The 15,312-nt window shown below is 47.6% G+C and carries 16 protein-coding genes; 13 read left to right on the top strand and 3 right to left on the bottom strand.

The window, feature by feature from the left end; translation table 11 throughout:
• Positions 1-18: 18 nt before the first annotated feature.
• From C557_RS0115685 to C557_RS0115640, 10 genes are all read left to right on the top strand, one after another.
• Positions 19-972 (top strand): SAF domain-containing protein, encoded by a 954-nt coding sequence (locus C557_RS0115685; protein ID WP_018752838.1) that lies wholly within the window; start codon positions 19-21, stop codon positions 970-972.
• 13 nt (positions 973-985) lie between these two features.
• Entirely contained in the window at positions 986-1,696 is a 711-nt protein-coding gene (locus tag C557_RS0115680; RefSeq protein ID WP_018752837.1) for a hypothetical protein, read from the top strand.
• On the top strand, positions 1,693-2,538 hold the full coding sequence (locus C557_RS0115675; protein WP_018752836.1) for a hypothetical protein: 846 nt from the start codon (positions 1,693-1,695) through the stop codon (positions 2,536-2,538). The genes C557_RS0115680 and C557_RS0115675 overlap by 4 nt, the downstream gene beginning before the upstream one ends.
• 28 nt (positions 2,539-2,566) lie before the next feature.
• The gene (locus tag C557_RS0115670) at positions 2,567-4,417 is read left to right on the top strand and encodes an ATPase, T2SS/T4P/T4SS family (RefSeq protein WP_040677151.1); all 1,851 of its coding nucleotides are present in this window, start codon (positions 2,567-2,569) and stop codon (positions 4,415-4,417) included.
• Positions 4,407-6,497 (top strand): hypothetical protein, encoded by a 2,091-nt coding sequence (locus C557_RS0115665; RefSeq protein ID WP_018752834.1) that lies wholly within the window; start codon positions 4,407-4,409, stop codon positions 6,495-6,497. The genes C557_RS0115670 and C557_RS0115665 overlap by 11 nt, the downstream gene beginning before the upstream one ends.
• A gap of 20 nt (positions 6,498-6,517) precedes the next feature.
• Positions 6,518-7,009, top strand: coding sequence for a hypothetical protein (locus C557_RS0115660; RefSeq protein WP_018752833.1), 492 nt, complete (start codon positions 6,518-6,520; stop codon positions 7,007-7,009).
• Between the two features lie 28 nt (positions 7,010-7,037).
• Entirely contained in the window at positions 7,038-7,502 is a 465-nt protein-coding gene (locus C557_RS0115655; RefSeq protein WP_018752832.1) for a hypothetical protein, read from the top strand.
• Positions 7,503-7,513: 11 nt separating this feature from the next.
• On the top strand, positions 7,514-8,065 hold the full coding sequence (locus C557_RS0115650; RefSeq protein WP_018752831.1) for a hypothetical protein: 552 nt from the start codon (positions 7,514-7,516) through the stop codon (positions 8,063-8,065).
• Positions 8,052-9,050 carry a hypothetical protein gene (locus tag C557_RS0115645; RefSeq protein ID WP_018752830.1) on the top strand — a complete coding sequence of 333 codons (999 nt, stop codon included), beginning with the start codon at positions 8,052-8,054 and terminating at the stop codon, positions 9,048-9,050. Before C557_RS0115650 ends, C557_RS0115645 begins: the two co-directional genes overlap by 14 nt.
• 147 nt (positions 9,051-9,197) lie before the next feature.
• Positions 9,198-9,875 (top strand): winged helix-turn-helix transcriptional regulator, encoded by a 678-nt coding sequence (locus C557_RS0115640; protein ID WP_018752829.1) that lies wholly within the window; start codon positions 9,198-9,200, stop codon positions 9,873-9,875.
• A 13-nt stretch (positions 9,876-9,888) separates the two neighbouring features.
• Here C557_RS0115640 and C557_RS0115635 read toward each other — a convergent pair whose 3' ends face one another.
• A complete protein-coding gene (locus tag C557_RS0115635) occupies positions 9,889-10,398 on the bottom strand; it encodes a C40 family peptidase (RefSeq protein WP_018752828.1) in 510 nt (169 codons plus the stop codon).
• A 255-nt stretch (positions 10,399-10,653) separates the two neighbouring features.
• Positions 10,654-11,295: a thiamine diphosphokinase gene (locus tag C557_RS0115630; protein ID WP_018752827.1), complete on the bottom strand. Its 642-nt coding sequence runs from the start codon at positions 11,293-11,295 to the stop codon at positions 10,654-10,656.
• A gap of 142 nt (positions 11,296-11,437) precedes the next feature.
• Between C557_RS0115630 and C557_RS0115625 the strand changes: the two genes are divergently transcribed.
• Positions 11,438-12,133 carry a trimeric intracellular cation channel family protein gene (locus C557_RS0115625; RefSeq protein WP_018752826.1) on the top strand — a complete coding sequence of 232 codons (696 nt, stop codon included), beginning with the start codon at positions 11,438-11,440 and terminating at the stop codon, positions 12,131-12,133.
• Between the two features lie 77 nt (positions 12,134-12,210).
• On the opposite strand, the gene C557_RS0115620 is transcribed toward C557_RS0115625, so the two are convergent.
• Positions 12,211-12,939 carry an alpha/beta hydrolase gene (locus tag C557_RS0115620; protein WP_018752825.1) on the bottom strand — a complete coding sequence of 243 codons (729 nt, stop codon included), beginning with the start codon at positions 12,937-12,939 and terminating at the stop codon, positions 12,211-12,213.
• A gap of 255 nt (positions 12,940-13,194) precedes the next feature.
• Between C557_RS0115620 and pdhA the strand changes: the two genes are divergently transcribed.
• A complete protein-coding gene (gene pdhA / locus C557_RS0115615; RefSeq protein ID WP_018752824.1) occupies positions 13,195-14,262 on the top strand; it encodes a pyruvate dehydrogenase (acetyl-transferring) E1 component subunit alpha in 1,068 nt (355 codons plus the stop codon).
• Positions 14,263-14,310: 48 nt separating this feature from the next.
• A complete protein-coding gene (locus C557_RS0115610) occupies positions 14,311-15,288 on the top strand; it encodes an alpha-ketoacid dehydrogenase subunit beta (RefSeq protein ID WP_018752823.1) in 978 nt (325 codons plus the stop codon).
• Positions 15,289-15,312 lie beyond the last annotated feature (24 nt).

Here is a 15,312-nt window from a genome sequence, read left to right as displayed (position 1 = left end):
AGGAAGGGAAGCTGAGGCATGCCAAGACTTAGGCAAAAATCGAAGCAAATGCTGATCGCCGGATTTATCGGAGCTGCTGCTGTAGGTGCGATATTCATCGCATATGCTCTGATTCAGGAAAATGGAGAACGTGCAGCCAAGCAAGCATTATCACAATCATATGAAGAACAGCTTAAAGATTTGAGGGGAGTTGCCAGCAGGGAGACGGCTGAGGGTTGGGTAATCACTCGTGAAATCATAGCCGGTCATCCCATCAAGCAGGAGGATTTAAAGCGGGTAAAGCTGCCGATAGACAGTATTCCGGCCGATGTCCTGAGCGCGCAGGAGGGGGTTGCAGGCAAATATGCGAAAGTCTCCTTGCAGCCGCGTACACTATTAACGGAAACGCTGCTTTATGAGGAAGAGCCCACACCGGATGACTTGCGATGGAGAGAGATGTCCTTTGTACAGCTTCCCGGACTATTAGAGAAGAGCGACGTTGTTGATATACGGATTCAGTTCCCGACGGGTCAGGATTATATTTTGCTATCCAAGAAAAAGGTTGAAGAGCTAGCTTCGGGGACGGTCACCCTTACGATTGGAGAAGCAGAAATATTAACGCTCTCCAGTGCCATAGTAGACGCTTACTTACATAAAGCATCGATTTATGCGCTCGCTTATGTCGAGCCCTATTTACAAAAGAAGCCGGTGCCAACCTATCCGGCCAATGAGGCTGTCATGCAGCTTATCAAGAAGGACCCTAATATTGTGAAACAGGCGGAAGCGGTGCTTAGTGCCAATGCGCGGAAGGGACTGGAAAGTGATTTGCTAACGATGACGCCGCAGCATGCAGCCGAATACTCCAGCCGTCAAGCCCAATTGTCCGATTACCGGGCAAGCTCTGCTTCGTCTGACGCTTTAGCTTCACCCGGATCAGCAGGGGACAGAGGGATAGCGCCGGAGGACAGCTTCAAATTGGATACGGTGAAATAAAGGAGGGTATGACGTGAAGCGTTGGTTGTTTGTAGGCAAGAGTGATAAACGTGATCTGTTGTTGTACTTGTGCAGTGCGTTAGCAGCGACGGGTACAAAGGTATTGCTGGCGGATGGCACTGAGAATAGAAAGTATCGGTATGCGTTGGGGGGCAATGATTCCGGGCTGGCGGTGACCGAGTTCTGCGGTTTTGATGTTATTGCATGCCCGTTGACGGCCGCGCAGGCCTCTATGAAGAAGCCGGGTGGAGAAACCGCAAACGCTTATGATTATGAGCTGTATGATCTGGAGTCATTAAATGGCTTTGGACCTGAGTGGTTTGCAACCGCGGATGAGATCATATGGGTAACCTCGTATGACCGTTATGAGGTGGAGGCAAGTGCACAGTGGTTTGGTACTTTGTTACATTTATGGCCGGAGCTGCGGGGGATGACTGTTCGTCCGGTGTATATCCGTACAGTGGATTGCTACCTGAGCAGCGATTATATTATGAGCTTTATGGACGGGCTTGCACTGGAATGGCGTAAGGATGGGATCCGCATTCCCTGGAACGAGTTGAATCTGGCTGTCCAATTGGAGAACGAGCATGCAGGCCGCTTGCGTCTTTCCCATCTGTCCCGCTCCTACAAAAGAGCACTACGACAGCTATTGCATGATTTGGCTGGCTGGGAATCGACTATGGCCAAAAAAGCGCTACGTCAGGCAGAAAGGAGACAGGCATGAGCCGGCTGTTATTCTGGGACGGAGGTCAGGGCATAGCTGCTGAAATCGCCACTGCCTGCGCCATCATGCTAGGGCTGCATTATTCGCAGCGGGTGTTGCTGCTCAATCAAGGTCGGGTCTCAAGCGGGCCTGAAGAAGGACTGCGTCAAGCTGTACTGCGCCATCAGGCCGGACGAGCAAACAGGGAACTGGATGAATTCGGCATGGCTGCCTTGTTGCGTATGGCTGCCAGCGGGCGTCTCAAGCCGGGAAATATCGCAGATTACACACTCCCTCTGTTGCGGGGAAGGCTTGATTTTGCTGGGGGATTACAGCATGACGGATTAGCTCTGGCGGGGGAAGGGGAACAAGAGGTAGCGGCTCTGTTGCAAATGGCTGAGCAGGCTTATGATCTGGTCGTTCTCCATCTTCAAGGACGCCGGCGACTGAGCGAGGCTCTGCGTTCCCGACAAAAGGGGGATATTATGGTTGCGGTACTTCCGCAGCGAAGAGCACAGTTGGAAGCTTTTTTTAACGATATTGCTCCCTATCTGTCCAGGCAGCACCCAGACATTTGCGTTGCTATTTCTTCCTTTGATGCAAAATCCCATTGGAGCCTGGCCAATATTCAACGTCGCTATAAATCCGGCTTGCCCATATTTGGCATTCCGCATCAGTCGGAATTTATGGATGCCTGGAATGATCAGGACATATTGACCTTTTTCCGTAAATACCGATGGGTACCTCGGCCCAAAAATGCTCATCAGCAGCTGCTGGATCAATTTTATCGTCTTGGAGGCAAGCTGCTGGAGCTTGTGGAGGGCACCGGTCACAACGGCCCAAGGCAAGAGAAGGGGGCCTAGGCACTTGAACAAATTAACCAATGGCCTGATGATTGCGCTAATATTGCTGCTTCTGCTGCTGTATCTCTGGTTGAAGGTTCGTACCTCTCTTAACCGGACAGGACAAGAACCAGCGGAACAGGAGCCCTTTAGGATTGAAACGTTAATCAACCAGGTGAAGGAAAGCCTGCATGAGCTTAGTCGCCCGTACAGCAATGATTGGGGAATCGGTGAGGATGTCTGGAATCGAAGGGTCAAGGCAAGGACGGAGCTTCGTCAAGCTTTACGAGGCTGTACCTATGGGGATTTGCGCGATAAACGTTATGTCAAATCATTTATTCGTGACATCTTGACCGGAAGCTGCGGTATTCATGAGGGGAACATAGATGATATCATGCCCTTTCAGCGTCGTGATTTGCTGACTCCGCAGGATCGGTTCGATATTATAATGTATCTTTATCGTTTACGTTATGGCACGGAGAGCTTGCGCAGAATCATTGAAGATTATGCCCTGGATGAGCCTAAGCCCCCTAAGACGGCGAATGGCACCTCAGTTTATGAAATCAATAGAGAAGATGTGGATCGGGTGTTCTATTTGGAGTATCGTGCGCTTTCCTTTCAGGAGAAGCTCGATATCGTAGTTCAACGTGTCTATCAAGGGTACAAGGGGTTTTCAGTTGTTGATGAACTGCGAGAGATGCGGATCGATGGTGTTAGTGGAGGGGTAAGCGGGGTTTCCGGCAGCTTCGCAACCGTTGATGAGTACCCGGAGCTTTGGCAGCAGTCAGTGTCAGACTTACAGTTAGATGAAGATGGGGAACGAGTTGTCCGCTTTTGGGAAAGTGTGTGGGTTTTCTATAAGGGCAAAAGTCTGCGTCTATCATTTCTGTCCTTCGGGAGTGAAGCTGAGTTAAAGCGAGTTTGTCAAAATATCTATAAATTCAACTTGCCTGGACAACTGTCTGAAGCAAATGGATTCAAGGTTAATGAGATGAAGGATGGATCGCGGGTCGTGGTAGTAAGGCCTCCCTTTGCCGAGACCTGGGCTTTCTTTGTCCGCAAGTTTGATGTACAGAACGCCGCTTTGGAGCAGTTAATACAGGGCAATAATGCGGGTCTGCCGGTCCAGTTGCTCAAGTATTTGATGAAGGGCAGTCGAATCACCTCAATTACTGGTTCACAAGGCTCGGGGAAAACCACATTGCTAATGGCTATGGTCAAGCATATCTATGCGGCTTATACCCTGCGTGTCCAGGAGATGTCCTTTGAGCTTAATTTACGACGGCTGTATAGCGGACGGAATATTTTAAGCTTCAGGGAGACGGACTATGTGAGTGGACAAGCGGGATTGGATCTGCAGAAGAAGACGGATGGAACCGTCAATATTCTGGGAGAGGTCGCTACGGATGAGGTGGCAGCCTGGATGGTGCAGATGGCGCAGGTAGCAAGCTTGTTTACCATCTTCACACACCATGCCAAAACCTTCCGGGATTTGATCGAGTCGCTGCGTAATTCATTACTCAAGACGGGGGTATTCCGGGATGAAAACATAGCGGAGCTTCAGGTGGCCTCCGTAATCGATTTTGATATTCATCTTCGCCGCGACATGGCGGGCAATCGTTATATCGAGCGCATCACGGAATGCTATCGACTAGAGCCAGGTGAAGTTGCTATTGGTGGTGCCACTACAGAGAGAGCACATGGGGAGTCAGCAAAAGCTTTAACCCGCCAAGGATATGTGGAACGAGTCATCGTTGAGTACCGTGCCGGAGGATATGTGGCTGTACAAGCTATTTCAAGCCGTTGCCGCCAAGCCATGATACGGGAAATGCTGCCAGAGGATGCGGCTGCTTTTGATCAATTCGCCAGTACGTATTGGGGGGAGACGGTTGGAGCTTAAGACATTTCTACAGCTTATCCTCGTATTGTCTTTAGTTGGTGGCCTGGTGCTGTATCTGGCCGGGCGGTATGCCGGAAGGAAGGAGCAGGCCCTTTGGGCAGATGGAACCGCAATGGGGGATGTGTCGAAGGGGCAGCCTCTACGCTGGCTTGGTGCGGTTCTTTCCTCAGTCTTGTTAAAATCTTATGCGCTGGGTATGAAGTGCCCGCCGCTTAAGCTTTATATCTGGAAGGTCCGAACCCGGTTATCCATCATTCATCGTTATAATGAATTCGAGCTCCGACGGCAAACGATGAAGTTTGTTTATGGAATTACCATTTCGTTTACCCTTGGAATTCTATTGTTAACGATTTTGAACCCAAGCTGGAGTTTCTTTCTATTAATGTTGCTTGCTGCTACAGTCATACAAGACTTACTGCTGGACGGCTATGTCAATCAATTGGAGAAGAAGCTGCTGGAACAGATGCTCGATTTTTTTACTGCTGTCAGACATGCTTATCACCGGCATGGAATGGTGTCCGATGCTATTGAAGAAGCGGGCGAGGAGACAGGTCATGAGGTTGGGGTGCATGCCCACTTAATTAGTGAAGCACTGGAGAACGCCCGTCCGGATGAGGCGTTGGAGAAATACTACGAAACGGCACCAAATCGTTTTCTCAAGGCCTTCGCCGGTATCTCCCGACTAATACTGGAGTATGGTGATCGCAAGCGTGAACGTGGTTCGCTTTATTTACGCGGAATCAGCAGCTTGACCGGAGAAATACAGCTTGAGCTTATTCGCAAGAACCGGCTTGATTATTTGCTTAAGGGATTGCATGTCATTGCATTATTACCGGTATTTTTTACGAAGCCTATTGAAATATGGGCCAGGGGAAATTTCCCGTTAATGGATCAGTTTTATTTGAGCAAAGCCGGAATCTTAATCAAACTGAGTATTTTTTTGATCATTTTGCTCTGTTACATACTGCTGCAAAAGCTGAAGAGCGAAGTGGAGACCTCTTACCGGGCCGAACCAGCGAATAGACCTTGGGAAGCGGTGATCCTGGAGTGTAAAGGATTAGCGTGGATATGCCGTTGCTTTGTTCCTTCTCCTGCTTCGGTGACCTATTATCGCTTGACACGGCTGATTCAGGATACAAATGAACGGTTGCGTGTGGAGTTGTTTCAGGTAAGAAGAATATGTAGCTTTATTGCTTGTTTCCTCCTGGCTCTGGGCTTTGCCTTAGCCTTGCATTTTATTTCTCAGCAACGAATTATGACGGAGCCTCCAAGGGAGCCGGTATTTTTCGGCTCCATACCTCAGGATATGGTGGAAGCCGGACGACACGGGGCCGAACTGGATGCGGCTGTCATGCGGGAACTCGGCATGAAGGAGAACTTGACTTATGATGCCATTAGCGAGTCCGTGATGGCGCAGCTAAATCAAGAAAACAACATGATTACCTTCGAGGACATTGTTGTAGCCACACAGCGAATCCTAGATAAACTGGACCGGTGGAATGGTGAATATCTAAAATGGTGGGAAATGGGTCTAGCTTTGATGGCCGGGTTAACCGGATATTATTTTCCGTTGTGGGCGTTGCATTTTCAACGTGTTATGCGGTTGATGGATATGAAGCACGAGGTGTATCAATTCCAAACGATGATCGCGATACTGCGTGAATTGGAACGGATTTCCGTAGAAGAGATATTGGATTGGCTCGCCTCCTATGCCGTGATTTTTCGTACTCCTTTGCAAAGATGTCTGCTCAATTACGGACACGGAGCTGAACAAGCCTTAAGAGAGCTTAAGGACGAGGTGAGCCTGGACGAATTTCAGCGATTGACGGATAAATTGATCTTGGCCACCGAGAAGATCACTATCGCTGATGCTTTTGATGATTTGGATACTGAAATGGCGTATCACTTTGAATGCCGTCGTCTCGATTATGAGAAGTCACTGGATACCAGGGCCGGACTTGGACGGATGATCGGATTTGCCCCTATGTATTCGCTCGTTTTTGCATATTTAGTTATTCCGCTGATCTGGATGAGCTTTGAGCAAATGGGCTTTTATTTTGAACAAATTCAAAAATTATAAATTAAAGGAGAACAGGGATTATGAATAATGCATCATCCGCATTAAAAGTAGCAGCAGGGATTTTTCTGACCATTGCCTTGATTACAATTGTAGTTATTTTGTTTGTGTCAGCACAGGAGGCAACGAAAACTGCACAAACTCATTTCTCGGACATTCAAACAGAGTTGTCCCAAGCTTCATTTACGGTTTATGACGATACGACCATCAGCGGTTCCCAGGTGACTAATGCTTTACGGAAATTTAATGACCGCCAGCAATTTGGTGTATTGGTGAAAACAGGGAAGAATAGTGGAGGAGAATGGTATGGTGACATATTAAATGTTAATGTTCCTGAAGGATCAGAAAAATACGGCTCCGTCATAGGGCCAAGCCATGCAGATATCGGAAATTCATGGAATGAAATTCTGAATGAATATGTCAATCCAAGTGGGAAATTTAAGGCACGAGTAATCAAGGATAGGTCAAATGTCGTGCGTGGTGTCGTATTTACTCAGACCACGGTGATTCCTTGATTGCTGTTGTACAGCTTGGCGGTTGTCCATGAATCACGTAAAGGGAATGTTATGGCTGCTGTTTTCCATCAGCTTCTGTCTAGCAGCAGTCAGTTTGACTCTGGCCTTCGACCATCGTCAAAATTCAGCGATAGACTACCTGGCCATGAATTTGCATAGCTCGGTTCGCAGTGTATTTACGCGCATGGGAGCGGCCCAAAGCTTGGTATTGGCTCCTGTATATCATAGTGGTGAAGCTGGAGTGAACCAGAACCTGGATACCTATACTGGCTTGCAGATTATACATAACTTAAAGGAATGGTGCAATCAAGGGCAACTGGTCGTCGTGGATGGGATTCCGTTGACATCCGGTACGGCTACGGATTCCATGGACGTGTTGGAGCGAAGCCGCAATATCGCGTTAGCTGTGCTTAATTTAAATGCCAAATATGCTGCCAAACCGACTTATGATGCAGATGGCAGCATTCAGTATACGTTGTTCTATCAACGGTAGGAGATGAAAGAGTGAGCCATATTCTGTCCAAGGTGACCGCTGCCTTGCTGGCTGTTTTGTTATTGTTTGCCTATCCAGCCTTGCAGACGGCTCAGCGGGAGGAGGATATTCGTTATTTAGCTGCCTATCAGGCTATGGTGCAATTTGCTGACGCGGTCAGGAACAAGGGATTTATATCCTCCATTATGTATGAAGAATTTATTCGCCAATTGGAGGTAGGCGGAGGGATGCATGAGGTGGAGCTGGAGCATCGCCGGAAGAAATATCATCCGGAGTATGGCGATCCGGCCAATCCCAACACGTTTTTGAATGAGTTCAGTGTTGTATACGATGCCTACTATTCCCCCGAAATTTTATCAGTATTATTTCCGGGGGATACGGCTGGCACGCCCAGGAAGAAAGGACGATACAAGCTTCAGACAGGTGATTATTTCTCGGTAACGCTGACAAATCGTTCACGTGGGCCGATGGATATCTTCTCTGATTTTTTGTATGGCAGTCCTGCTTCGCAGGCTTCCGACTTAATGATGTATGGAGGAATGGTCCTGAATGAAGATTACTGACTGGGCGATCATCTTTGTACTACTTGTGAGTCCCATGTTATGGCTGGGAAGCTTACATATTGAAAATATTCGGGAGATGAATAGGCTGGATATCCGCTATACAACGGCGCTAAAGACATCTGCTCAGGATGGGGGGCAGGCGCTTAATCGAAACGAACTGCAGAGATTCGAAAATGGCTATGGCTCGGATAAATGGATGCGGGCTGACAAGGAGCAAGCCCTTGCCGCTTTTCTGCAAACGATGTATGTCAATTTTGGTGTAGCCGATGATTTGGTGGGACAACAGGCCTTGCTTGCCTACATCCCGGCGGTGGTTGTGCTTGATTACGATGGTTATTATGTATATGCGGCCAGGTTAGGTCCCGAATATGACCAGGAATCTTCCCTGACGCACCGTTGGGGAGCCAAGAAGCCTTATGTTTATGCCGATCCTGGTGGCAACAGCATGTCCTTCACGCTGGATCGTTATGTGACGGTATATGATGCGGCTGAGAACCGCTGGCTAAGCGGAAGGCAGGATGAGCTAAAGGATGAGACAGCCATCCCGTTGCTTCAGGACGATTCCCAATTCGATGCGGTACGCCGCTCAGTGATTGTGCATAGCATTGAGCAGGATTTGGAGCAAGCTATTCATCTTCACAATGACTATGCTGCCAGACAGGGAGTGCGTTATACCTTTACACTCCCAACTATTTCACAGGAGGAATGGAACAATACATTGGATGATGTTGGTATCATTGCTTTTCTGCAGGGAATCCCCGTTGGTGATCGTTATTACAATAACTATGCGCTTGGGGGAGGAAGGCTGGTTCGTTCCTCAGCCGTTCTTGGCCTCGTCGATTTGGCAACGGGGATGAAATATTACGAACGGGAGTCCTGTGCGACTACGGAGGAGCGTCGTTATCAGGTTCAAGAGGTATTCGCCAGTGAGCAGGCAGCGGCGGCAAAGGGGTATTTCGCAGCCAATTGCCGCCGGCTGGAATGATGCAGGTGCAGAGCGTATCCCGCAGCTTTTTTGCTTATCTTCAGCCATGCGTACAGAATGGTTTGAGTCTTGATTGAACATCTTATAAATGCATGTTCAAAAAGTCAGGTTTTCTGCTTGGTAATTGCAGGTAAGGTGGTTATAGCAATGCGAAGATATATACTGCTGGTGCTGGAGAATGGGAGGGAAGGGGACAGAATCAAGGCTGGACTTGAGGAAGCGGGCTACCAGGTGGGATGGTGTCAGAGCGGGGATGAGGCAATCCATCACTTGAATGATGAATTGCCAGAGCTGGTCCTGCTCGGGACCGATCTGTCCGAAGAGAAATGGGAGCGAATATTAGAGCGAATTGGCAGGTTTGCTCCCTTTCCCATCATCCTGCTGCTTGAAGAGTGGAGCTCAGAAACGGTGGTACGCGCTTTTGCCAATGGGGTTAATGATTGTGTAAATGTGACAGTTCCCATGGCTGAACTCTATGCAAGAATGGGTCATTTGCTCTCCCTTTACAAGCAGATTGGCGATGGTTCTGCCACGGAATTGGGCTATGGTCCATTGCGTATGGAGCTTCGCAACCACAAGGTCTACCGGGACGGTGAGGAGATTGTGCTTACATCGAAAGAATTCGACTTGCTCTTATTTCTAGCCAGGAGGGCCGGTAAGGTTTGTAGTCGCAAAATGATTCTGCAGCAGGTGTGGGGCTATGAGTTTGCCACGGGGACTAATGTGGTGGATGTGTATATCCGCCATTTACGTAAGAAGCTGGACCGTGGTCGTACCCCCAAACTGCTGCATACAATCCACGGTACAGGCTATATGTTAAGATAAGCAGGCTTGTCCATTACAGGACGCGGCGGGCTTTGAGATAAGTCTTCTTCCAGTTACCGGAGTTCAAGTTCGAGATTGTCACTCCCGGCTTGCCGTAAGTATGCAATATTTTTCCATTCCCCATATAAACGGCCACATGGGTCACATTCTTTCCGTTGGCCCGGCTGCCACTGGAGAAGAAGACGAGGTCTCCCGTTCTCAGGTTGGACTTGGATACCGCATAACCTGATTTAGATTGTGCCGAGGAAGTGCGAGGTAAATCAACTCCGTATTTTTTAAATATATATTTGGTAAAGGATGAGCAATCGAATACGCGGCTGGTCGAGGTGGAAGCCCCAAATTTATAAGGCGTGCCCAAAAATTTCTTGCCGTAGTTAACCACGCTAGTCCCTTTGGATACGGCAGTGCTTTCTGCGGATTCTGCTTGTACTGTTCCGACTCCGGTTGTAAGCAAAGAGCCAAATCCAATGACGGAAGCTAGTCCGACTGTTAATACCTTTTGGAAAACGCTGCGTCTAATCATACTTGTTGTACCTCCAAAATTTTGTTAATTTGATTCGTAATGAAGTATAACAGGTTTGTAATATTCTAAAAATTGGTAGATAGGGCTTTATAGCTTGTATATCAAAGCTTTGAGGGCGATTATTAAAAAACGATTAAAAATTGTTTTTTTCTAGGAAAAGGATAAAAAACATGAACTAAAAAGCCCGAAACGCCTTGACTATCAAGGTATTGCGGGCTTTTTTTAAATAATTACAATTTTGTTTTATTTATTAGACTAGTCCCGGCTTTGAATAATCAAAAGCCAGCCACTTTCGACTTTAACCGTGCCCGTGGAGGCAACAAGTTTGTTGCTGACAGCTAGAGATTGTCCCATCTTCAACGTAGCCTTGTCCAGGGGATAGAGAAAGCCTTCTAGTGTGATGCCGGTAACCTCTGGAGTGAGTGGAAGTAAGGAAACGTAAGTATATCCCCGGTCTTCTACCTGGCAGGTTGTGCCGGTGAGTGTAATATAGTTGTACTCATCCCAAATACTGCAGGCAATTTGATGCTGAACCGCGCGCAGCAAAATATGTATGTTCGCAAGAGTGTGATCCATACGAGTGCCGATGACCCCCATAAGCACAATCTCCTGTGGGAGAAGACGAATAGCCAGGTCGAAGGCAAGCTCCGTATCGGTCAAGTCTTTATCCAACGCATCGCAGTTGGTGAATTCGCCGCTGTTATCCCGAATCACTGCCAATTCTTCTTGGCTGACGGAGTCGAAATCACCTACTGCCAAATTGGGTTGTATACCATGCTGTATTAGGAACAAGGCTCCGCGGTCAGCCCCGATAATATAGTCGTCGTCACGAATCTCTTGGACAAGGGTTGGATCAATACGTCCTCCGGCAAAAATGAGTACCCGATTGTTGGTCATGTTCCATTCTTCCTTTCGTACATAAATCGGTTCATTAAATTAGTATAATTCAGATTTTAGGCTTGCACAATTTCATCTTAAGAGCCTACAATGAGGAATGATGGAACATAGCTAACAGAAAGAGGCAGAGAAGGACGGGGACATGCACATATTTGATATTTTCAGCATCATTGGAACTATTGCGTTTGCCATGTCCGGGGCATTCGTGGCGATGGAGGAGAAGTATGACATGCTCGGGGTAGTGGTGCTGGGCCTAGTTACAGCTTTTGGCGGCGGAATTATCCGCAATGTGCTAATCGGTGTTCCGGTCACTACCTTATGGACGCAAGGGGATTTAATTTTACTGGCTGTATTGGCTGTATTGATTGCCTTTATCCTGCCTATGCCGTGGATTCGGCATTGGAAGCGGACGGAGGTGCTGTTTGATGCCATTGGCTTGTCCGCTTTTGCTATTCAAGGGGCGCTCTATGCCACAGAAATGAAGCATCCAATCAGTGCGGTGCTGGTTGCGGCAGTATTGACGGGGATTGGCGGCGGGATCATTCGTGACTTGCTTGCCGGGCGCAAGCCCCTGGTACTCCGGGAAGAAATCTATGCCGTATGGGCAATGCTGGCCGGTTTGGCGGTGGGTTTCGGGTGGTTCGAGTCCACATTTGAGCTTATTTTTTTGTTTGTTCTCGTTGTCTTCTTTCGTATGTTGTCGGTGCACTACAAATGGAAGCTGCCTCGCCGGTCCTTGGAAACCGGGAATATCCATATGGGAACTGAGACCGGGATAACCGAGGTGACCGCAGAACGCGTCGTCGTAAGGGAGCAAACTTCTAATGCGGCGGAATAGGAAAATGAACAAAGGCTGTCCCCTAAAAGCCCTAATCGCTTAATGGACAGCCTTGTTCAAGTCAAAAAGTGTAAGCGCTATTTCAAAAAGTAAATTAACGCATCCGGAAGTTCTTGCTGCCAGAAGCCCCACAAATGCTTGCCATCCTTCTCAAAATAAGTAACTTTGGCGCCACGTTCCTCCAGCAGGGCCTTGGCCTTGCGGTTCAGTTCAACGAAGTTATAGGTCCCCGTATCGGTCGTATACTTCTGTTCCTGTAGACCAACGATCATATAGAGCGACAGAGTGGTCAGATCGGTCTCCTTCGCCAGCAGTTTCAGTGAAGGTTCATAGTAGGCTCCAGACAGGCTGATAATTTTGGAAAACAGGTCCGGTCTTTTCAAGGCCAAATGAAGGGAAACGGTTGCTCCTAAAGAATCACCTGCCAGTATCCGTTCCCCGGGCTCGCGGCGAACCGGATATTTCTGTTCAATGAAGGGAATAATTTCTTCCGTAAAACAGCTTGTGTAAGCTTCAAAGCGATTGCCAAATGGAGCGTATTCCTCTGTGCGCACGGTCGTATTGACCTCTACGCCAACGATGATAAAGGGATCAATTCCTTCATCCAATATCAGTTGGTTGGCATGGGTGGCAATCCGTCCAAAGTTGAAAAATTCCTCACCGTCCTGACAATATACGACAGGATAGCTGATAATTTCATTGTAGCCAGGAGGAAGGTATACGCGGAGATAGCGCTTTTCTTCTAGAAACTTGCTTTCAATCTCTTCCTTAATAATAGTTCGTTTGAGATAACGTGATTCTGTCATAGTTCAAACACGCTCCGTTCCTTGAAATTTTGCTTTTGCCCTTGGATTCAGATAGAATTTATCGTGAGAAATGGGTCATAGACAATTCCCGAAAAAAGGACTGTGTTATACTAATTTAAATAAACTGTTACATACACAAAAATAAAAACATAACACAATTAACCTGAAATCCTTTGACTTATTGAGTGAAACAGTTGTATAATAATTCTATAACAGAGACACAAGATAATCAAATATTTAGTCGAGGTGAAAAAAATGAGCAAGATTCCTTATGAAGTGTATACGGAAGAAGTTGAAGCTTTAACCGTGCTTTCGCCGGATGGCGAGATTGTGAATAAAGATAAAGTCCCGGCTTTGACCGACGATCAATTAAAAGAGCTTATGTACCGTATGGTATTTACCCGTACTTGGGACGAACGGGCGATTAACCTGGGCCGTCAAGGTCGTTTGGGCTTCTACGCACCGGTATCCGGCCAAGAGGCGACTATGGTAGGTAGTGAATTTGCTTTGGACAAAGGAGATTTTGTTTGCCCAGGCTATCGCGATATGCCTCAGCTTGTATGGCATGGTCTCCCGCTTTATCAAGCGTTCCTGTATTCCCGCGGTCATCAACATGGCGGTGAAATTCCAGAAGGCGTTAATGTACTTATGCCACAAATCATCATCGGTGCACAAGTGCTGCATGCGATGGGGATTGCTATGGGCTATAAATTGAAAAAACAAAAACAAGTAGCAATTACTTATACCGGTGATGGTGGTTCCTCGGAAGGCGACTTCTACGAAGCACTGAACTTTGCCGGGGTATACAAGCTGCCTGTTATTTTCTTCGTACAAAATAATGGATATGCTATTACGACACCATTCTCCAAACAGACTGCGGCTTTGTCGATTGCCCATAAAGCGGTTGCTGCCGGGATTCGCGGCGTCAAGATCGACGGGATGGACGTATTTGCTGTCATCAGCGCGGTGCAAGAAGCTGCTGAGCGTGCCCGTAACGGAGAAGGGGCTACGTTGATCGAAGCTGTAACTTACCGTTTCCGTCCACATTCCTTGTCCGACGATACTTCCAAGTACCGGACGAAGGAAGAGGAAGGCGAATGGGGCGAGAAGGATCCAATCAATCGTCTGGCCAAGTACCTGACAAAGAAAGGTCTGTGGACAGATGAAGATACCGCTCGTGTGAAGGATGAAGCTAAAGCAAAAGTGAACGAACAAATTAAAAAAGCAGAGCAAACAGAAAAAATGACAATTCCAGGCCTGATTGACAGCATGTTCGAGCATACGCCAAAACATCTGGAAGAGCAAAAAGCCGATTTTAAATAAGCTGTACATTTAATAAGTCTGATCGTTCTATAGAGGAGGATACAAGCAATGGCACAGATGAATATGAAAGAAGCAATTCGGGACGCAATGCGCGTTGAATTGGAACGTGATCCGAATGTCATTATTTTCGGTGAAGACGTAGGGAATGTCGGCGGGGTGTTCCGCGTTACTGAAGGCTTGCAAAAGGATTTTGGTGAAGACCGCGTTATGGATACGCCGCTGGCGGAATCAGCGATCGGTGGTATGGCTGTAGGCCTTGGAATTCAAGGATTCCGTCCTATCGCAGAAATTCAATTCGTAGGTTTTATCTTTGAAGCACTGGATCAAATTTTGGTTCAAGCGGCTCGCTTGCGTTATCGTTCCGGCGGTCGTTACAATGCGCCAATCGTATTCCGTACGCCGTTTGGCGGCGGCGTTAAGGCCGCTGAGCTGCACACTGATTCATTGGAAGGTTTGATCGCCCAAACACCGGGGATTAAGCTGGTTATTCCTTCAAATCCTTATGATGCCAAAGGTTTGTTGATTTCTGCAATTCGCGATAATGACCCTGTATTCTTTATGGAGCATTTGAACTTGTATCATGCTTTCCGCGATGAGGTGCCAGAAGGAGAGTACACGGTTGAGCTGGGCAAAGCCAACATCGTTCGTGAAGGTTCTGATGTAACTATCATTGCCTATGGCATGATGGTACACACTGCAGTGAAAGCGGCAGACGAGCTGGAGAAAAATGGTGTGAAAGCTGAAGTTATCGACTTGCGCACACTGGCGCCGCTTGATATCGATACGATCGTAGCTTCTGTGAAGAAGACAAACCGCGTCATTATCGTACAAGAAGCTCAAAAATCGGCAGGTATTGCCGCTGAAATTATTGCGCAAATCAACGAAAAAGCTATTTTACACCTGGAAGCTCCTGTGCTTCGCATTACGCCACCGGATACGGTTTATCCTTTCGCGCAAATCGAAGATCAATGGCTCCCGTCCCCGGCCCGCATTATTGAAGGTGTCAATAAAGTACTTGAATTTTAATTAGACAAAAAATGGGAGGTAATT

The sequence above is a fragment of the Paenibacillus sanguinis 2301083 = DSM 16941 genome, assembly GCF_000374825.1.
GTDB lineage: Bacteria > Bacillota > Bacilli > Paenibacillales > Paenibacillaceae > Fontibacillus > Fontibacillus sanguinis.
Note: the sequence above shows the minus strand (reverse complement) of the source record. Positions and strands in the feature narration are given on the sequence as shown.